The 19,471-nt window shown below is 45.6% G+C and carries 16 protein-coding genes; 12 read left to right on the plus strand and 4 right to left on the minus strand.

Annotation, left to right across the window (positions count from 1 at the left end):
* Positions 1 to 3: 3 nt before the first annotated feature.
* Complete coding sequence (gmd, locus tag Tanf_RS07510) at positions 4 to 1,107, minus strand: GDP-mannose 4,6-dehydratase (protein WP_046825439.1); 1,104 nt, start codon at positions 1,105 to 1,107, stop codon at positions 4 to 6.
* Positions 1,108 to 1,413: 306 nt separating this feature from the next.
* On the opposite strand from gmd, the gene Tanf_RS07515 reads away from it, so the two are divergent.
* From Tanf_RS07515 to Tanf_RS07525, 3 genes are all read left to right on the plus strand, one after another.
* Positions 1,414 to 2,079 carry a 50S ribosomal protein L25/general stress protein Ctc gene (locus tag Tanf_RS07515; RefSeq protein ID WP_046825440.1) on the plus strand — a complete coding sequence of 222 codons (666 nt, stop codon included), beginning with the start codon at positions 1,414 to 1,416 and terminating at the stop codon, positions 2,077 to 2,079.
* A gap of 88 nt (positions 2,080 to 2,167) precedes the next feature.
* Complete coding sequence (pth, locus tag Tanf_RS07520) at positions 2,168 to 2,731, plus strand: aminoacyl-tRNA hydrolase (RefSeq protein WP_046825484.1); 564 nt, start codon at positions 2,168 to 2,170, stop codon at positions 2,729 to 2,731.
* Positions 2,732 to 2,733: 2 nt separating this feature from the next.
* Positions 2,734 to 3,147 carry an RNA-binding S4 domain-containing protein gene (locus Tanf_RS07525; protein WP_046825485.1) on the plus strand — a complete coding sequence of 138 codons (414 nt, stop codon included), beginning with the start codon at positions 2,734 to 2,736 and terminating at the stop codon, positions 3,145 to 3,147.
* A 119-nt stretch (positions 3,148 to 3,266) separates the two neighbouring features.
* Here Tanf_RS07525 and Tanf_RS07530 read toward each other — a convergent pair whose 3' ends face one another.
* The gene (locus tag Tanf_RS07530) at positions 3,267 to 5,855 is read right to left on the minus strand and encodes a DUF5686 and carboxypeptidase-like regulatory domain-containing protein (RefSeq protein WP_172793900.1); all 2,589 of its coding nucleotides are present in this window, start codon (positions 5,853 to 5,855) and stop codon (positions 3,267 to 3,269) included.
* Positions 5,856 to 5,981: 126 nt separating this feature from the next.
* Between Tanf_RS07530 and Tanf_RS07535 the strand changes: the two genes are divergently transcribed.
* The 3 genes from Tanf_RS07535 to Tanf_RS07545 are packed head-to-tail and all read left to right on the plus strand — an operon-like array spanning position 5,982 to position 8,152.
* Positions 5,982 to 6,536, plus strand: coding sequence for a chromate transporter (locus Tanf_RS07535; RefSeq protein WP_014226197.1), 555 nt, complete (start codon positions 5,982 to 5,984; stop codon positions 6,534 to 6,536).
* The gene (locus tag Tanf_RS07540; protein ID WP_014226198.1) at positions 6,533 to 7,066 is read left to right on the plus strand and encodes a chromate transporter; all 534 of its coding nucleotides are present in this window, start codon (positions 6,533 to 6,535) and stop codon (positions 7,064 to 7,066) included. The genes Tanf_RS07535 and Tanf_RS07540 overlap by 4 nt, the downstream gene beginning before the upstream one ends.
* A gap of 42 nt (positions 7,067 to 7,108) precedes the next feature.
* The gene (locus Tanf_RS07545) at positions 7,109 to 8,152 is read left to right on the plus strand and encodes a DHH family phosphoesterase (RefSeq protein WP_046825441.1); all 1,044 of its coding nucleotides are present in this window, start codon (positions 7,109 to 7,111) and stop codon (positions 8,150 to 8,152) included.
* Positions 8,153 to 8,156: 4 nt separating this feature from the next.
* Here the strand turns inward: Tanf_RS07545 and bamK are convergent, their stop codons facing one another.
* A complete protein-coding gene (gene bamK, locus Tanf_RS07550) occupies positions 8,157 to 8,729 on the minus strand; it encodes a BamK family beta-barrel-assembly machinery protein (protein ID WP_157755325.1) in 573 nt (190 codons plus the stop codon).
* A 59-nt stretch (positions 8,730 to 8,788) separates the two neighbouring features.
* A complete protein-coding gene (locus Tanf_RS14795) occupies positions 8,789 to 9,034 on the minus strand; it encodes a S41 family peptidase (protein ID WP_014226201.1) in 246 nt (81 codons plus the stop codon).
* A gap of 163 nt (positions 9,035 to 9,197) precedes the next feature.
* Between Tanf_RS14795 and Tanf_RS07555 the strand changes: the two genes are divergently transcribed.
* From Tanf_RS07555 to Tanf_RS07585, 6 genes are all read left to right on the plus strand, one after another.
* Complete coding sequence (locus Tanf_RS07555) at positions 9,198 to 10,601, plus strand: DUF4934 domain-containing protein (RefSeq protein ID WP_046825442.1); 1,404 nt, start codon at positions 9,198 to 9,200, stop codon at positions 10,599 to 10,601.
* A 578-nt stretch (positions 10,602 to 11,179) separates the two neighbouring features.
* On the plus strand, positions 11,180 to 12,397 hold the full coding sequence (locus Tanf_RS07565) for a glycosyltransferase family protein (protein ID WP_236684409.1): 1,218 nt from the start codon (positions 11,180 to 11,182) through the stop codon (positions 12,395 to 12,397).
* Between the two features lie 337 nt (positions 12,398 to 12,734).
* Entirely contained in the window at positions 12,735 to 13,388 is a 654-nt protein-coding gene (gene lepB / locus Tanf_RS07570; protein ID WP_046825445.1) for a signal peptidase I, read from the plus strand.
* A gap of 117 nt (positions 13,389 to 13,505) precedes the next feature.
* Complete coding sequence (locus tag Tanf_RS07575; protein WP_046825446.1) at positions 13,506 to 15,353, plus strand: ABC transporter ATP-binding protein; 1,848 nt, start codon at positions 13,506 to 13,508, stop codon at positions 15,351 to 15,353.
* A 72-nt stretch (positions 15,354 to 15,425) separates the two neighbouring features.
* Positions 15,426 to 17,978: a glycoside hydrolase family 95 protein gene (locus tag Tanf_RS07580; protein WP_046825447.1), complete on the plus strand. Its 2,553-nt coding sequence runs from the start codon at positions 15,426 to 15,428 to the stop codon at positions 17,976 to 17,978.
* 96 nt (positions 17,979 to 18,074) lie between these two features.
* Positions 18,075 to 19,466 (plus strand): TolC family protein, encoded by a 1,392-nt coding sequence (locus Tanf_RS07585; RefSeq protein WP_046825448.1) that lies wholly within the window; start codon positions 18,075 to 18,077, stop codon positions 19,464 to 19,466.
* The last annotated feature ends 5 nt before the right edge of the window (positions 19,467 to 19,471 follow it).

Consider the following 19,471-nt stretch of genomic DNA (forward strand, 5'->3'; position numbering starts at 1 on the left):
CGTTCAGTTTTCAGTATTGCTGACGGCTGATGGCTGACTACTGACCACTAATTGCTTCCCCACAACCCTCAGATCATGTTCCACCATAATTTTCACTAAACGCTCGAACGATGTTTTGTTCGGGTTCCAGCCCAGCAACGTTTTTGCTTTCGTCGGATCGCCGAGCAACTGCTCCACTTCGGCCGGACGAAAGTACTTCGGGTCGACTTCGACGAGTACACGTCCCGTCTTCCCGTCGATTCCTTTTTCTCCTATGCCCTCGCCTTCCCAGCGCAATCCGATCCCGGCTTCTTTAAAAGCCAGCGTACAGAACTCCCGCACGGTATGCATTTGCCCGGTAGCAATCACAAAATCTTCGGGCTGATCATGTTGAAGCATCATCCACATACACTCCACATAATCCTTGGCATATCCCCAATCGCGACGCGCATCGAGATTTCCCATATAAAGCTTATCCTGAAGTCCGTGTACGATACGTGCCGCTGCGAGGGTGATCTTGCGCGTGACAAACGTCTCTCCACGCCGTTCACTCTCATGGTTAAACAAAATACCGTTTACGGCAAACATACCATAGCTTTCGCGGTAATTCTTCGTAATCCAGAAGCCGTACTGCTTGGCCACCCCGTAAGGTGAACGCGGATAGAAAGGAGTTGTCTCCTTCTGTGGTACTTCCTGCACGAGTCCGAACAATTCGGACGTCGAAGCCTGATAGATGCGTGTCTTTTGCTCCATCCCGAGGATACGCACGGCTTCCAGCAGGCGAAGTGTTCCGAGAGCATCCGCTTCGGCCGTATATTCCGGCACATCGAAGCTCACTTTCACGTGGCTTTGTGCCGCAAGATTATATATTTCGTCCGGCTGTGTCTGCTGGATGATCCGCACGAGCGAACTGCTGTCGGTCATATCGCCGTAATGCAGGTTTATCAGACGCTGCTGCTTCATGTCACGTACCCATTCATCGAGGTACAAATGCTCGATCCGTCCCGTATTGAAAGATGAGGAACGGCGAAGAATGCCATGTACTTCGTAGTCTTTTTCGACTAGAAATTCCGCCAGGAACGAACCGTCCTGCCCCGTGATACCTGTAATCAATGCTGTCTTTTTCATCGAACCGAATTAAATGATTATGAAAACAAAAGTACTCAAAATATTTCGTCTTCCAAGCAGACAGCGGAAAATCACAGGAGAAGCCCGTCTTTTCTTACAGCATGTATCTTTGCAACAGTGCAAATAAAGAGCATTCGTCGAGTTTCAAAAAACAGTTTCCGATACGGTTCATATTCTTTCCGTTATCCTCCGAATGATTTTCCGGTATTTTTTCTTATCTTTGCGGCGCTTTTTTAAAGGCCTGTCGTCGTGTGATGGGAAATTAGGAAGCAGAAACTAATTTTGAGTAACACAATTTTTAGAAAAATGAAAACATTTGAATTGAAAGGAACGCCGCGGGAGAACCTCGGCAAGAAAATGTCGAAAAACCTGCGCAAACAAGGCATGATCCCGGCCGTTTTATATGGTCAGGAACCTGTTACATTGCCCTATACGGGAAAAATGAATGCAGGAGAGAAGCTGGTAGAAATCGGAGACGGTAAAGGAATCATTGTCACGGATTTTTCCGTATCGTTCGATGGAGTGCGCAAACTGATCTATACACCGGAAATCCATCTGGTTTCGATCGAGATGGGAGACGGAAGAAAAGTGAATGCTATTTTGAAAGAGATTCAATTTCATGCCGTTTCGGATGCGATATTGCATTTGGATTTTCAGGAAGTATTTGCCGACAAACCGATCGAGATGCACGTTCCGGTAGAATTGATCGGTCACGCTGTCGGTGTGAAGGCCGGTGGTAAGTTGACGCAGGCCATGCGTAAGCTGAAAGTGAAAGGGCTGGCAGAACAGATCCCGGAGAAGTTGACGGTCAATGTCGATCATCTGGAGCTGGGCAAAACCATCAAGGTCGGCGAATTGCAGTTTGATCATGTGGAATTGATCAGTCCGAAGAATGCAGTCGTATGCGCGGTGAAGATGACACGTGCCGCACAGAGCGCTGCCGGAGCGGCAGCCGCTGCAGCCGAAAAATAAGGAAAGTTGTTGCTTTTATAAACAAAGAGGGAGGAGATGTTTTTCGAGAGAGACATACTCCTCTTTTTTAATGATTCTTTTTCGAGTGATGAAACATTTGATTGTCGGATTAGGAAATATAGGCGAAGAATATTGGGGTACGCGCCATAATATCGGTTTCCGTGTAGTTAACGCATTGACCGAAGCGGCCGGCGCGCACTTCACGGAAGAGCGTTACGGAGCCGTGGCGCGTTTTCGTGTGAAAAATGCCGAGCTGGTAGTCTTGAAGCCGAATACATTTATGAATCTGAGCGGCCATGCCGTGCGTTACTGGCTGCAAAAAGAATCCGTGCCCATCTCGCAACTGCTTGTGGTGGTAGACGATCTGTCGCTTCCGTTCGGCACTTTGCGACTGAAACCGAAAGGAAGTGATGCCGGACACAACGGATTGCGGAATATCAAGGAATTGCTCGGCACGGAAGCGTATGCCCGCCTGCGTTTCGGGATCGGGAACGATTTTCCGCGCGGACGACAGGTCGATTACGTCCTGAGCCCGTTCACCGACGAAGAACTTGACAAAATGCCGGACTGCGTAAAACTGGCTGCCGAGATGATACGCAGCTTCTGCCTTGCCGGAGCAGATATAACCATGAATCAGTTCAATCGCCGATGAATATGGATGAAGTCAGAATCGATAAGTGGATGTGGGCTACACGTATTTTCAAAACACGCACCATCGCGGCCGACGCCTGCAAAAAGAATCGCATCGCCATGGGAGGAGTGAACGTGAAGCCGTCGCGAATGATCAAGGTCGGCGATATCATCGAAGTGCGTAAGCCTCCGGTCACGTTCTCGTTCAAGGTACTTCGTCTGGCAGAAAGCCGCATGGGTGCCAAATTAGTCCCTGAACATCTCGAAAATATCACCCCTCCCGAAGAGTACGAGAAACTCGAACTAAACCGGATATCCGGCTTTGTAGACAGGGCCAAAGGATTGGGACGCCCCACAAAAAAAGAACGCCGCGAGCTGGAACAATTTACCAGCCTCGATATAACCGACGGCTTCTTCCGGAACGACGAGGAGCTATAAACCACATCCCCTCCCCCATGCTAAAGTAGTCGTTAAACAGTTAGGGTCGTTAATGATCCCGTATCTTCGTGCTTTTTTAGCGCAAGATACACGCAAATATTACCGCAAGACACAATATATCAGAACGAGAAGCGCATGGCGATGCGAATCCCGTGCTTCTGAATATCGGGATGGTCAAGGTAGCTCAGTCGACGGTAGTAATTGATTTGCAGGACGCGCAGAATATTTTCTACTCCGACGCTGAACTCCAGATACGGCTTGTTGCCGAACGCCTGCGAGCCTTCGGGGAAGACGAACAGCCCGTATCGTTTGTCCGGATTATTTCTATCGCTCAGGCTGCCCCAGACACCGCTGATGGAAGCCACCTCGCGCAGTTGCAAGAGGTTGATAAGCGGGATGCGGTTCAGAATCCATCCTTTCAGATGATAAGAAGCCTCGAACGAGACGTACTGATCGGCCAGAAACTCCATGGGATTCATCAGATGAAAAGCTTCGGGCTGAATGGTGATGGCCTGGTTCGTATTCGGCATGATAAGCAGTGGGAACGGTACTTCGTCCCATACTTTTCCGCCTTTCAGGTTGGCATCGATATGTCCGAACGATGACAGCCAGATGCGTTTGCTCACGCTTGCCTCCGTCCGATTATAGCGGTATTCTCCTCCGAGCAAGCCATTGAACCCGATTTGGTGCGAGAGCTTGAAGACCGGGGCGTCTTTCGAGAGATTTAATGCCGAGCTTTTTCCTAAACGACTGTTGTATGCCCGCTCGCCCGGAGCGAAGCGCAACTGAGCGCCCCATTCTACGGTGGTGATGTCTTTCAGACGAAGGTAGATATCGTCATCTTTATGAAGAATATACCGCAGCGATCCTGTCGCTTCGTTATTCTGGTGCTGCATCCATGTTCTGATGCTCAATCCGTTGAGCCATTCTTTTTCGTATTGCAGACGCGTTTTGCGCAGGTAGTTCATGTGATGGTTCGATTTACCAACCTTCCATGCTACGAAGACATTATCCTTACTCGTGAAGAGAAAATCCTGCCCCGGTGTGTACAAATCGTATTCGTGCAGGAAGGACAAGTTGTTGATGGGCGATTCTTTCTCGTGATATTCTTTTTCGTTGAAGCTGTACGTCACTTGTCCGCTGTATTTCCATTTGCGGTCGTTCATACCATAGGCCGCGTATCCTCCGAAGAAGAGATGCGGATGAAGGTTAGCTGTCGTCATCGCTCCGGCACGAATGCGGAAGCCCTCAACCACGTTCGAGCTGAACGTCGTATTCATCGGGCCGAAATCGAGCTTATTCTTCGTATGTTCGTTGTTGATCGGGATATATCCTGAGATCAGAATTTCGACCGTTTTAAGAAAAACGTTGAATACGGGCACTGCTCTTAATTGATCGAGCAGATGCTCGATGGCGTTCTCTTTCTCTTTCAGCGGGACGTGCCGGTTATTCACCCAGAACGAGTCGGGGCGTGCCAGATGTCTGGCTAACGGTGTATGTACTTTTCCCAGCAGGCCGAAGATCGAATCTCCGTTCAAAACGGGCGAATGGTAATCGGAATAGCTGCGAAGCTGATGCGCGTAAATCTGTTGTCCGCCATCGATAAAATAGAAAACCACATACGTATTATCTTTATCCAGCTCCCACAGCCCGTCTTCGCGCCGCTTAAATTCCTGATCGATACGCAAGTCTTTCACATAATTCAAGTTGATATGACGAGGCACGTTCAAACGTACTTTCTTGACGGCATATGTACCGTCGAGCGTAATGTAAAGCCGTCCCGTAAACCCGTAGCTCTGCGGATTAACCGGTACAAAAGCCAGATCGACGCAAGGTTCGCCCCTCACATCGACCGTGTCCATGATGTAGTATTGGTAGTAGGCATTGGCCAGCACAGATGAGAGCGGACTGACAAAGCGGTTGAGGAGGAACGGAATATTGTTGTCGAAGACATCGATGCCTTTGAGGATTTCTTCAAGATTGGCCGAAATCGTACCGTATTCGTCAAGCGTCTGGTCTACGCCTTGCTGGCGTTGCGCCTTGACGATGATTTTTTCCGTCTTCGGATTTTTCCGGTAATACATGTCGGATATCTTTTCGCGCAGTGAGAGCGTCAGAATGGGTTTGCCGTCAATCTCGGACGAGTCGAGGTAGTTTTTGAGGAACTTAAACTTCTTCATCAGTTTGTTCTTCTCGAAATCCGCATCGAACTTGTCTAACGACAAGGTCATCTTCTCATAACATTCCGTCTGATATTCGTCCAATTGCGTAATGCGATTACTGTCTTTACGCGCAACCACCTTTTTCATCAACTCGACGGCGGGGTTATTCTTCCGGCTGTATTTCTCGCGCTTAGGCTTGACGACGATTTCGGAAATCTGAATCGTCGAGGGGGCGAGCAGCACTTCGACTCCCTCGTTTTTCTGTCCGGCTTTCAGTCGAAGGACTTTCGTCGTGTAGCCGACGTATGAGATGGTCAGGGTGGTCAGTCCCTGATTATTTTGCAGGTTAAAGTTTCCGTCGAGATCGCTGATGCCTCCGATCGAAGAGCCTTCGAAAAGCATCGAGACGTAAGGCAATGTTTCACCCGTAATCGAGTCGCGTACAACCCCTGATACAGAGGTGATCTGCTGGGCTTTCATCCCATTAATCCCAACTCCTGAGAAGGTGAATACAAGGAAAAATATGTATCGTATCGTTTTCTTTATCATTATTATCTATAATCCGTTTATTTGTTGGATTTTGAGGCACAAAGGTAGATAATTTTCCCGGATATTGTTTTTTTTATGTGTAAAATTTGCATGATTATACCTTAATTATATTTACTTTCGCATATGGTTCAAACGGAAATAAAGCATTACTGGACATTGTTCAGTTCGTTTTTTAAGATCGGGACGTTCACGATTGGCGGAGGGTATGTGATGATTCCACTGATTGAAAAAGAGGTGGTCGAGCGCCGTCGGTGGATCGGGCGGGAGGAGTTCACCGAGATGCTGACCTTAGCGCAGTCATCGCCCGGACCTGTTTCCATCAACGCAGCTGTTTTTGTGGGGTACAAGACGAAAGGCTACGGCGGACTGATTGCGACGGTTTTGGGAACGGCTATCCCTTCGTTCATTGCGATCTTACTGATCGCTTTCTTTTTTGCCGACATCCGTACCCATCCCGTTGTTGAACGTATCTTCTGCGGAATCCGTCCGGCAGTCGTCGCTTTGATTGTTGTTCCGGTGGTGAATATGCTTAAGAAAAGCGGATTCAAGTGGGGGATTGTCATGCTGGCGCTACTCTCGGCCGTTGCCGTCTGGGGATTCTCCGTTTCACCCGTATGGATCATGGCTGTTTCGGGAATCATTGGGGTGGTTTATCATACATTCATCGCTCAATCATGATTGATCTTTATTGGGAATTATTTTTCACGTTTTTTAAAATCGGGCTGTTCGGCTTCGGTGGAGGGTATGCGATGTTGTCCATGGTACAATATGAAGTGGTGGAGGCACACGGATGGCTCACGATGGGTGAATTTACCGATATCGTTGCCATCTCGCAAATGACGCCCGGCCCGATTATCGTCAACAGCGCCACATACATCGGCTATACGGCGACGGGAGGCAGTATTGTCGGCTCACTGACCGCTACGTGTGCCGTATGTTTGCCGGCTATTTTGATCATGGTGCTTATCTGCCGCTTCTTTATGATGTTCAAAAACAATCCCTATGTAAACAGAGCATTGCTGTGGATGAAACCGGCAGCCATCGGGCTGATTGCCGCAGCGGCACTGATGATGATGAACGAACATAACTTCGTAGACTATCGCAGTGTGCTGATTGCACTTGGCGCATTTGTACTTGCCTATTTCTTCAAAATAGGCATCATCCGGCTGATTATAATAGCGGGACTGACAGGTTATCTTGTGTTTTAACAAATTTATCGTATCTTTGACGCTCTAAAAAAAGAATATACGATGCTTACGAAAATGCTGGATGAAGCTCAAGTACAGCGCTTCCAAAATTATATTGACAGAGCGGAACGGTTTGTGTTGATGGCTCATGTTTCGCCCGACGGCGATGCCATCGGTGCGTCGCTGGGGATGTACCATTTCCTGACGGAGATCGGGAAAGAGCAAGTCGACGTGATTGTACCGAACGAATTTCCCGCCTTTCTCAAGTGGATGCCGGGCACGAAAGATATTCTTGTCTACGAACGTTATCCGGAGTATGCCCAACAATTGATCAGCGAGGCGGACGTCTTGTTCAATATGGATTACAACGAGCCGAAACGCGCCGGCAAGCTGGCGCCTTTCATCGAAGCGGCCGAAGGGCGTAAAGTAATGATCGACCATCATCCGAATCCGGGCGATTTTTGCCGTCTGGTGATTTCGTATCCGATCATGTCATCGACAAGCGAGCTTGTGTTTCGTCTGCTCTGCGCCATCAAGTCGTACGACGACATCAATAAGGAAGCAGCCGAATGCCTTTACACGGGCATGATGACCGATACGGGAGCTTTTACGTACAATTCGAATCGGGCAGATATCTATACGGTGGTCGGCGAACTGATCAAAAAGGGGATTGACAAGGACAAAATCTACCGCAAGGTGTATCAGGTCTATTCCGAATCGCGTATGCGTCTGATGGGGTATACGATGAACGAGAAGATGAAAGTCTATCCGGAGTTGAGAACAGCGCTGATTACTTTGTCGTTGGAAGAATTGAACCGCTACTCGTACGTCACGGGTGATACGGAAGGCTTCGTGAATATGCCGTTGAGTATCGACGGAATCGATTTCTCGGTGTTTATCCGCGAAAGCAGTGACCAGATCAAAATCTCATTACGTTCCGTCGGAGAGTTTCCGTGTAATCATTTTGCCGCAAACTATTTCGGTGGCGGCGGTCATAAAAACGCTTCGGGGGGCGAATATTACGGCACGCTCGAAGAGGCTGTCCGGACGTTCGAACGCGGATTGGCGGAGTTGAATCCGACGGTCTTTGCCAAGAGCCCCCGATGACGGATCAATAAAAACGGAACGTCACTTTGTCGTAATAAAGCGGATTGCCTCTGTTCAACTGATCCTCGCTTCCCACATCGAACGGTACGATCATTCTCACGGTCGAACGATCGCCGACATATTTCAACGCCGTTTCGAGGCCTGTACTAAAAAAGTAATAGTAGGCATCTCTTGCTTTGCTGTGTTGATGCTGAACCATGTCGGCCCGTCCGTACGTAAACTCGAACGGTTCCCATCTGTTGGCAAAAAATTCGAAACGTGTCGTGTCCTGTTTGAAGAAATTCCGTCCGCTGAATCGCATGAGTACTTCAGTTTTCCGAAATTGCGCGCGATGGCCGTTGCCCGAATCGACAACGTGGATATATACGCCTTCGTCAGTGAGATAAAACTGTTTCTCGCCAAATACACCGTTGGCAGGGTATTTGTGCAGCACTTCAATCCCTTGACTGCTGATAAACTGATCGATTGCCTTTTTCTGTTCTTTCTTCATCTTCGGATATGAGATTCTGTCTTTGTCGCACGACGAAAGACAAATCGACATCCCAAGAAGCATTGCTATAAAAATCTTCGTTTTCATCTTTTTTTTCTGAATCGGACGCAAATGTAGGGAATATCCTGTAGTTTTCGTTTGAATATTCATATTTTAACGTGTATCTTACCGAAGAAGAGGAGAGGGCATGTCATTGTTTGTTTACCCATTCGTATACGGGGTCTATTTCTCTTTTCAAGCTTGTTCAGGTAGTCGGCCAGTATTTCGATGTAGGAGGTGCCTTGTTGCGAGTCTCCGCCACCGTTCATTCTCAGGTCGAAGATGAGTTTGCAAACCGGGTTCTCGGCTAAGGTACGGAGCGTTTTCGTTTCGAATGCTTTGAACGACGGCATGGCTTCAGCCTTCTGTTGATTACCGCGCTCGGCTTCGAGTTCCTTGCTCCAGCATCTGTTGTATAAAATGTGATAAATACCGGCGTCAAAGATTTGTTGTGGTTCCCAACTTTTTTATACAATTGCCGTAAAATTCGGGAATTTTATGTAAGTTTGTCACATTATGGAATTAACAATTGGGATAATTAATAATGATAGAGCTATGAAAAATGACATTCACATTGGAGATCAAATAAGAAAGAAAATTTCCGAACAGGGCCTCACCATTACGGAATTTGCCAAACGCATAAACCGTTCACGAGAAGCAGTTCGTGGAATTCTTCAAAAAAAAAGCATTAATACTGAATTGCTAAGCACGATTTCAGTAGCGTCTGCCCTTTTTGCCTTGATCGCAGCCTGCACAAACGCTCCCGAAAGATCGCGATACAGTGAAGAGCAAATCAATTCATTGGCTCTTGATAGTACCATTGTACTAACCCCCGACAATCGATCCGTAGAAATTGTAGATGCAAATTCGTTCCTGAAACCGCAGGAATTCAACCTGGAAGAATTGATCAAAGAGATCAAGGTGGTTCCCTTGGAAACGACCGATGAAAGTCTGTTGGATGCCATATATAAAATCATCGTTACCGACTCCAATATCTACATTCACGACAGACTTAAAGGGGGAGGAGTCGCCATTTTTGATCAGAATGGTAGGTTTATAAAAAGATTGAGCCACGGACAAGGGCCCGGAGAGATTTATCGATTGTATGATGTGTCCTACGATTCCGAAAAAAGAGAGCTGGTGCTATATCAGCATCCATTTCTACTTTTTTATACCTCGAATGGTAAGTTCATCGAACAGAAAAGACTGCCTTTCGGATTCTATAATTTTCATGTTATCCCCGACGGGTACATTTTTAAAACGCTTGATAAACAAGGAAATGGGCATTTAGGAAAATTTAAAGACCATACATTATTTGTAACGGACAAGAACTTTAAACTAAAGTCAGTAGCATTACCTTTTTACTTTAACAATATTAACTACGGAGGATATAACTATTTATATCATAACTATACCTTTAACATAACACAAAGATTTGTAGATACGATCTATCAATATACAAGTACGACCAATCAACTTGACTCAAAATTTGTTTTGGATTTTGAAAAGAAAAGACTTCCTGACAAGTTCTTAGAAGGTTCCATGCCGGAATTTCGCGATGCAATTAAAAACAACAACTATTACTATTTTTTAGGAGAGTATTTGGAAACGGAACACCAAGATGCTTTTTTCTTAATGAATGATTACATTGGATTTAACACGATAATATACAGGGATAAAAAATCGAAACGGCTGATAGGGGGCACTCATGCCATTTATGACAGTCAGAAACAGATACCCTCTATAGGATTTCCTATTTCATCCTTTAGAAATTATTTTATTTCTCTTCATTACCCTTCATCTTCAGATTCTTTGTTATTTAACAGCATGTTTCTATCCGAAAAGGATAAAAAAATTATAGCGAACATGAAAGAAGATGACAACCCTCTGTTGATCTTTTTTGAGTTAAAGGATTTTTAATAAGCTTTACTATGACCAAACGACTGCTTTTTTTGTCCTTCCTGTTGTTATTGACGAGTGTTTTTGTTTATATGCATTTATCTCAAAAAAAAGCAACAAACTCTCACAACACTTTTTCCGATTCAGAAAAAGAGGAGGCGGATTTTTATCGAACGAATTACTATGTAAATTTAAATAATAACGGAATGGAATTGAACGATATTATGCTTAAAGATTCTTTAGGCATAATATCCCCCCTCAAAAACCTATTGGAGAAAGAAAAAAAACAGATTTTAGTTTGCAGGTTTTCCCAATTTCATTGCGAGAGTTGTGTGAATTTTTCAATACAAATGCTTCTCCATTCATCTTTTATAGAAAAAGAGAACTTGCTATTTTTAGGCTCTTACGAGAATAATCGAATATTTAATCGAGAAAAAAATTATACGGCATAGATACGTTTAAAACTTATAATGCCCTAAGTTTAAATATCCCATTGGAAGAATTGGGATTTCCATATTTCTTTGTATTAAATGAAAATCTGACCATATCCCATATTGTCATTCCGGATAAAAACACCCCCGCATTGACACAAAAATATCTTGAAATCATCAATGAACGTTACTTTGAAAAGGCAACAAATAAGTAAACAGATATTCACCCTTAGCTTTTTTACAAAAAACTCAAAGACCATTCTTTTTTCTTTGATTAGTGTTTTGTATGTTGTTGCCGTTTTTAACAGCAACGGATTTCACCATCCCGATGAACATTTTCAACTCATTGAGTTTGCCGGAATAAGAGCCGGCTGGAATTCTGTACGCGATTTAGCATGGGAATACGACTATCAGATTCGTCCGACTTTACAGCCATATATTGCTTTGATTATAGTTAAAACATTCAGTCTTTTTAATATGGATGATCCATATTTTCTTGCCTCGGTTTTAAGGGCGTTAACAGCTATATTCTCTATTTTTGCAATATCTCTTTTCATACGTTCTTATAAAGCTACCATAAAAAATGAATTCTATTTAGCTTTTATTCTATTGTCCTTTTTACTGTGGTTTCTTCCTTCTATCAATGTTCGTTTTTCCTCTGAAACTTGGGCCGGATTATGCCTATTATCATCGTTAGGTTTAGTTGAACAAGATAAATCATCAAAGAGTTATTTTTTTCTCATCGGTTTAGTATTAGGTTTAAGTTTTGAATTCCGTTTTCAAATGGGGCTATGTATTGCGAGTATCCTACTATGGTTATTGATAATAAAAAAAATAAACCTGTTGAAGTGGTTTATTATTATAAGTGGATTATCGTTTGTAATCGCTTTGTGCACGGTTTTGGATTCTTTTTATTATCAGACAGTTGTATTTACTCCATACAACTACCTAAAAGTAAATATCATTGATAAAGTTTCAAGTTTATACGGGACTGAGCCTTGGTATTACTATTTAAAAATAATGTTTGAGGCTCCTTCTCTAATTATAGGGTTTATGATTGTTTTCTCAATAGTTTATCTATTAATCACAGACTATAAAAATATAATTCTTTGGTGTATCTTTCCCTTTTTGGTTGTTCATTCTATTATTCCACACAAAGAACTTCGTTTTCTATTCCCTCTTGTTAACTTTATTCCAATTTTACTAATTTGGACTTACGAACGCGTTTCCAAATATAGAAAGATAAAAAATCACTTTGTTTTAAATATGCTGATTATAACGGCAATAATCATAAACATTGGAGGATTGTTCATCATTTTCAAACCTGCCGGAAATGGCAGCGTGAATTTAGCTTACTATATTCATAAAAATTATTCAAAAAAATAAACCTATTGAAGTTTATAGCACATATGTAGGGCCTTATTCCGTAGGAAGTTCGAAAGGATTAATTGCCAAATTTTATACGAATAATGAGATCGATTTACATTTTATCGACTCTCATTTTATACATAATATTCCTACGAACAAACTGATCGTTATACCCAAAGGCTTTCATAAAGAAAACAGACTTCTTGAAAAAAACGGATATAAAATCCATAAAGAAAGCATCCCCAATTGGATGAGTTTTTTAAATAAATTATATCGTATATACAATGAAAATCATGTTCTTCTATTATATACGCAAGAATCTGTTGAGAACATCTAATAATACAAAAACATTTAAATGAAACAGAGAAAGGGAATCTTTTTTTTATTACTGATTGTTTCATCTATTTTTATTCGGATTTTTATTGGTGAACCTACAAAAGTATCAAGTTCAAGCATGGAACCAACTATTAAATCAGGAGATTGGTTATGGATAAGCAAAGTGGATTACGGAGCCATTCTACCCAGACGCTGGGCAGATATTCCGATCTTAAATATTGTCACTTGGATACCTGATTTTCGCACAAAAGACATAAGAACGGATTGGGGATACTGTCGGATGAGAGGCTTTAACAAGCCTGACATAGGAGATATCGTTGTTTTTAATAGTCCGGAAAATATCGATGTCTTACTGGTAAAACGCATTTCACAGATTCAGCATGCCAATTCATTGATCCATCTTGATTCTACAAACTACAATAATTACAACGATATAATAAATCAGGAGACTGAAGCCAAAATAAAAAATGGCGTTATCTACATCAATGATACCATATGCACTTATTATAAATTGAGAAATAATTATTATTATCTTTTAGGAGATAACTCTTCTATATCTAGAGATAGTCGTTTTTTTGGTTATGTCAGCGAAAAAAATCTGGTAGGAAATGTAAATAGGCTTATTTTTTCTATCAATAAAACCCAAATTAATCTTTTAAAAAGAGTTAAGTGAAACAAATAACATTTTGCAGCAATAACCACGTCATTTTTTACTGTTGAACAGCTGTACCTAAAAAGTTTTGTTTTTGCTATCGACTTGCCTTATCTTTGTCGTCACAAACAATATGGGATGAAGGATTTTTTTCGTGTACTCAAGCGATTCGTACCGCCGTATAAGCGATATATGGGACTTAACATCGTGTTTAACGTACTTTCGGCTATTCTGAATGTTTTTTCGTTCGCATTGATTATCCCGATTCTGAAAATCCTCTTTAAGATGGACGACCGCGTCTATTCGTTCATGGAGTGGACTTTCCGTCCTTCGTCGTGGGAATCGTGGAAAACATTACCCGAAGCGGCGCAAAATAACTTTTACTGGTATGTCAACCGACTGATCGAGGTATATGGTAGTTCGTCCGCACTCATCATGCTGGGGGTCGCGCTGATCGTAATGACCTTATTCAAGGTATTGGCCATGTACATGGCCTTTTACACCATGATCCCCATTCGTACAGGCGTGGTGCGCGATGTACGAAATCAGATCAATAAGAAAATTACGGAGCTACCGCTCGGCTTCTTCTCGGAAGAACGTAAGGGTGATATCATCGCACGTGTATCGGGCGATGTGAACGAAATTGAGACTTCGATCATGAGCTCGCTCGATATGCTGTTCAAGAACCCGATCCTGATTCTGATCTATCTCTCGGCCATGCTGATCATCAGCTGGCAGCTCACGGCATTTGTCTTTATCCTGCTGCCTGTTGCAGGCTACGTGATGGGACAGGTCGGGAAAAAGCTGAAAAAAAAATCGTTGCTCGGTCAGTCGCAGTGGGGCGCGTTGATGAGTCAGATCGAGGAAACGCTCAGCGGATTACGTATCATCAAGGCGTTCAATGCGGAGAAAAAGATACAGCGACGCTTCGAAACACAAAACGAAACCTATCGCCGCACGACGAACCGGATCTATCGCCGTCAGCAACTGGCACATCCGATGAGCGAGTTCCTCGGCACAACCACGATTGTCGTGATTCTCTGGTACGGAGGCACCCTGATTCTCGGCAACAACAGCCCGATCGATGCACCTACCTTTATTTATTATTTGGTGATTTTTTACAGCATCATCAATCCTGCCAAAGACTTGAGCAAATCGGTTTATGCCATACAGAAAGGGCTTGCCTCGGTAGAGCGTGTGGATAAAATACTGAAAGCGGAATCGAATATCGTCTCGCCGGCCGTAACGAAACCGGTCACCCTCAACGATGCCATTGAATATCGTGATGTATGGTTTCGTTACCAGCACGACTGGGTATTGAAAGGGATCGATCTGCGGATCGAAAAAGGCAAAACGATCGCCCTCGTGGGACAGTCGGGCTCGGGCAAAAGCACGCTCGTCGACTTGCTGCCCCGCTTCTACGACGTCGATCAAGGAGCTATTACCATCGACGGAACGGATATTCGCGAGGCCTCACTCGTCGACCTGCGCGGATTGATGGGCAATGTAAATCAGGAGGCGATTCTGTTCAATGACAGTTTCTTCAACAACATCGCCTTCGGGGTGGAATCGGCCACCCGCGCAGAAGTAGAAGAAGCGGCACGGATCGCGAACGCACATGACTTTATCATGGCTTCGGAAGAAGGGTACGAGACGAACATCGGCGACCGTGGCGGAAAACTTTCTGGCGGACAACGGCAGCGTATCAGCATCGCACGTGCGATTCTGAAAAACCCGCCAGTGCTGATCCTCGACGAAGCGACCTCGGCGCTCGACACCGAGTCGGAAAGGCTCGTGCAGGAAGCGCTCGAAAACCTGATGCGTAACCGTACAACAATCGTAATCGCGCATCGCCTGTCGACCATCCGTAAGGCCGATGAGATTTGCGTGATGCACGAAGGCGAGATCGTCGAACGCGGGCGGCATGACGAACTGATCACCATGAATGGCTATTACAAAAGGCTTTGCGATATGCAAAAATTTTGAACTAAAGAAGCCATCCGGAAGCCGTTCCTTTTCGGGACATGAAAACAATATAAACCATTTAATAAAGATAACATGAAAATAGTAAAACTCTTATTCGTTGGTGTCATTCTCATGGCTTGCGACCGCTTACCGGATATCCGTTCAAATGCGCGCATGGCTTATCATTTCGATGAACCGGCCATTCTTTGGGAAGAATCTTTTCCGCTCGGCAACGGCCGTATCGGACTTATGCCCGACGGAGGAATTGAAAAAGAAAATATCGTCTTGAACGAAATCTCGATGTGGTCCGGCAGTAAACAGCAGACCGACAACCCCGCAGCGCAGAAGTCGCTGGGTCGAATCCGCGAGCTGCTCTTTGCCGGACGTAATGATGAAGCGCAGGAGCTCATGTACGACACCTTTGTCTGCTACGGCGATGGCAGCGGACGGGGAAGTGGCGCGAATAAGCCCTACGGTAGCTATCAGTTGCTGGGCAATCTGATACTGGACTTCACATACGATGCCGCAGACGATGCACAAGTTTCCGACTACCGGCGTGAGTTAGACTTGGAGCAGGCACTGACGACGCTGTCGTTCCGTAAAGGGAAAACGGAATACTCGCGCGAAGTGTTCACCTCGTTCGCAGACGATGTGGCCGTTATCCGCCTGAAAGTAAACAACGGGCGCAAGCTGCAATGCCAAATCGGGATGAACCGACCGGAGCGCTATGCCGTGAGAGCCGAGAACAGCGAGCTTGAAATGCGCGGAAGGCTCTACGAAGGAGACGCGTATAAGACGAAGGAACAGCTCGAACGAGAAGAAGCCATGCGAAACCGCACAAACAACTCGGACAGCATCCCTGCGGCAGAACAGAAGACGATGCCGGGAGCCGAAGACGGTCAGGGCGTCCGTTACGCTTCACGCGTACAGGTGGTGCTTCCCAACGGGGGTGAAGTGAAAGCCTTCAACGATACGACGCTCATTGTTGAAGAGGCTTCCGAGATCATCCTGTTGGTAGGAATGGCCACCGACTATTTCGGTAAAGCGGTCGATGCACAGATCGATTCGTTGCTCACGGCTGCCGCAAGCAAAAGTTATGAAACGCTGAAAGAAGAACATATCCGAGCCTATCAGGAGCTTTATCATCGGGTAGCCGTCCATTTCGGACGGAACGCGCAAAAAGAAGCCTTGCCGATGAATAAACGTCTCGAAGCATTTCAGAACGACAAGAACGACCCCTCATTGCTGGCTTTGTATTATCAGTTCGGCCGCTATCTGCTGATCTCGTCGACACGTCCCGGACTGTTGCCGCCCAACCTCCAAGGGCTTTGGTGCAATACGATTCATACCCCGTGGAACGGAGACTATCATCTCAACATCAACCTGCAGATGAATCTTTGGCCGGCTGAAACAGGAAATCTGTCGGAGCTTCATCTGCCGTTGATCGAATGGACGAAGCAGCAGGTCGAGAGCGGACGACAGACGGCAAAAGCTTTTTATAACGCTCGCGGATGGGTGACGCATATCTTAGGGAACGTATGGGAATTTACGGCGCCGGGCGAACATCCTTCGTGGGGTGCGACAAATACTTCGGCGGCGTGGCTTTGCGAGCATCTGTACACGCACTATCTGTTTACACTCGACACGGCTTATCTGCGAGACGTATACCCTGTGATGCGTGAATCGGCTCTTTTCTTCGTCGATATGCTCGTCGAAGACCCCCGCAGTCACTATCTGGTAACAGCCCCGACTACCTCGCCCGAAAATGCCTACGTGATGCCTAACGGAAAAAAGGTGAGTGTCTGTGCCGGTTCGACGATGGACAATCAGATACTCCGCGAGTTATTCTCCAACACCATTCAAGCTGCCCGACTGCTGAAAACGGACGAAGAGCTTGTGCAAACGCTGGCCGATTACCAAGCACGTTTGATGCCTACGACGATCGGCCCCGACGGACGTATCATGGAATGGTTGGAGCCTTATGAGGAAGCAGAACCGCATCATCGCCACGTCTCCCACCTGTACGGCTTGTATCCGGCCAATGAAATTTCGCCGGAACGGACTCCCGACCTGGCCGCTGCCGCACGCAAAACACTCGAAGCGCGCGGGGATGAAAGTACCGGCTGGTCGATGGGCTGGAAAGTGAACTTCTGGGCGCGTCTGCACGATGGAGAGCATGCTTACAAGCTGTTGGCCGACCTGCTCAGACCCTCCCTCCGCAAAGACATGGACATGAAGCACGGGGGAGGCACATATCCCAACCTGTTTTGTGCGCATCCGCCGTTCCAAATCGACGGAAACTTCGGAGGATGTGCCGGGATTGCCGAGATGCTGGTACAGAGCCATAACGGATACATCGAATTTCTGCCGGCACTTCCTACGGCATGGAAGAACGGTGAGTTCAAAGGTTTATGTGTGCAGGGAGCAGGCGAAGTACATGCTCAATGGAGCGACGGCGAGTTGCTTCATGCCGGACTGAAAGTAAAAAAAGGCGGGACTTTCCGCATCAAGATACCTGGAAGCATGCCTGTTCTGGAAGTTCAGCTGAATGGAAAGGCTGTCTCATGTCCGATTGTCGATGGAATGATTGTCATGGATTTACATGCAGCCGATGAACTCGCAGTAAACATGAGAAAAGACAGCTAAAAAGATTCAGAAAGGAATGTTTTATGTTCATTTTATCCGTTAACAGATAAACGCCTTTGTTTTACTTTGTATCTTTGTACCCCAAAATTGAAGGAAATGAAACAGTTTATTTTTTTATGGATGGCGGTTATCCTGCCTTTTTGTGCTATGGCACAGGAAGTGCTGACACTGGATCAGTGCCGTCAGTTGGCGATTGCGAACAACAAAGAGCTGAAAGTAGCCGGTAAACTGGTAGACAAAGCAAAGGAAGAACGTCATGCGGCACGCACGAAATATTTTCCGCAAGTTTCGGCCGTGGGAACGTATATACGAAACAGCAAAGATATTGAGCTTGTCGACTATAGTAAATTTTCTTCCTTGTCGTCCATTACAGCCCCCATGCTTCAAAAATTTCCGGAACTGGGACTTATCCTCCCGCAGGTCATGGAAAAGATGAAGGATGCGACCCATCTCGATATTCGCAATGTCTGGATAGGAGATGTATCTTTGGTGCAGCCGGTTTTTATGGGTGGAAAAATTGTGTCCTACAATCAGATCACGACTTATGCCCGTGAGCTGGCCGAGTCGATGCACGACACGAAGTTGCAGGATGTGATCTACCGAACCGATGAAACATACTGGCAGGTGATCTCATTGGTCAACAAAAAGAAACTGGCCGACGCGTATGTCGACCTGCTTCGGAAGATGGATAACGATATCACCGCGATGATTCAAGAAGGTGTGGCCACGAAAGCAGACGGTTTAACGGTGAAGGTGAAGCTGAATGAAGCGGAGATGGCACAAAACAAAGTCGATAACGGCTTGGCGCTGTCGCGTATGCTGCTGGCTCAAATCTGTGGGCTGGAGATGGGAAGCCCGATAGCTCTGGCCGATGAAGAGATTGATTATCTCACAGTGCAGCCGGTATCTTCGCAAGCTCATACAGAAGAAGCCTTCAGTAATCGTCCCGAACTGAAAAGCCTCGAGCTTGCCACAAAAATTTATCGTAAGAAGGAACAGATCGCATTGGCCGAGATGTTACCGAGCGTCGCGCTGACAGCCAACTACCTGATCACAAATCCAAACTCGCACAACGGCTTTAAGAATGAGTTTTCCGGCATGTACAATGTCGGCGTGATGGTGAAAGTTCCTTTGTCCGGTTGGTGGGAAGGAACGTACAGGCGTAATTCGGCCAAGGCTGAAACGGTGATCAAGAAGCTGGAGCTCGAAGACGCGCGTGAGAAAATCGAGTTGCAGGTAAATCAATCGGTATATAAAGTCAACGAGGCAGGAAAACAGTTGACCGCTTCGATGAAAAATATGGAGAAAGCGGAAGAGAATCTTCGCTATGCCAATTTAGGCTTTGAGGAAGGCGTGATCCCGGCGCTGAACCTGATGGAAGCACAGACGGCCTGGGTCTCGGCGCGTTCGCAGCTGATCGATGCGCAGATTGAGGTCAAGCTGACGGAAGTTTATCTGCGTAAAGCCTTAGGAAAGCTGACGAAATAATCGGA

This window comes from Tannerella forsythia, assembly GCF_001006485.1.
GTDB classification, from domain to species: Bacteria; Bacteroidota; Bacteroidia; order Bacteroidales; family Tannerellaceae; genus Tannerella; species Tannerella forsythia.

Coding starts and splice junctions, on each gene's coding strand:
- gmd (WP_046825439.1), bottom strand. CDS start 1,107: ATGAAAAAGACAGCATTGATTACAGGTATCACGGGGCAGGACGGTTCG.
- Tanf_RS07515 (WP_046825440.1), top strand. CDS start 1,414: ATGAAAACATTTGAATTGAAAGGAACGCCGCGGGAGAACCTCGGCAAG.
- pth (WP_046825484.1), top strand. CDS start 2,168: ATGAAACATTTGATTGTCGGATTAGGAAATATAGGCGAAGAATATTGG.
- Tanf_RS07525 (WP_046825485.1), top strand. CDS start 2,734: ATGGATGAAGTCAGAATCGATAAGTGGATGTGGGCTACACGTATTTTC.
- Tanf_RS07535 (WP_014226197.1), top strand. CDS start 5,982: ATGGTTCAAACGGAAATAAAGCATTACTGGACATTGTTCAGTTCGTTT.
- Tanf_RS07540 (WP_014226198.1), top strand. CDS start 6,533: ATGATTGATCTTTATTGGGAATTATTTTTCACGTTTTTTAAAATCGGG.
- Tanf_RS07545 (WP_046825441.1), top strand. CDS start 7,109: ATGCTTACGAAAATGCTGGATGAAGCTCAAGTACAGCGCTTCCAAAAT.
- bamK (WP_157755325.1), bottom strand. CDS start 8,729: ATGAAAACGAAGATTTTTATAGCAATGCTTCTTGGGATGTCGATTTGT.
- Tanf_RS14795 (WP_014226201.1), bottom strand. CDS start 9,034: ATGCCGTCGTTCAAAGCATTCGAAACGAAAACGCTCCGTACCTTAGCC.
- Tanf_RS07555 (WP_046825442.1), top strand. CDS start 9,198: ATGGAATTAACAATTGGGATAATTAATAATGATAGAGCTATGAAAAAT.
- lepB (WP_046825445.1), top strand. CDS start 12,735: ATGAAACAGAGAAAGGGAATCTTTTTTTTATTACTGATTGTTTCATCT.
- Tanf_RS07575 (WP_046825446.1), top strand. CDS start 13,506: ATGAAGGATTTTTTTCGTGTACTCAAGCGATTCGTACCGCCGTATAAG.
- Tanf_RS07580 (WP_046825447.1), top strand. CDS start 15,426: ATGAAAATAGTAAAACTCTTATTCGTTGGTGTCATTCTCATGGCTTGC.
- Tanf_RS07585 (WP_046825448.1), top strand. CDS start 18,075: ATGAAACAGTTTATTTTTTTATGGATGGCGGTTATCCTGCCTTTTTGT.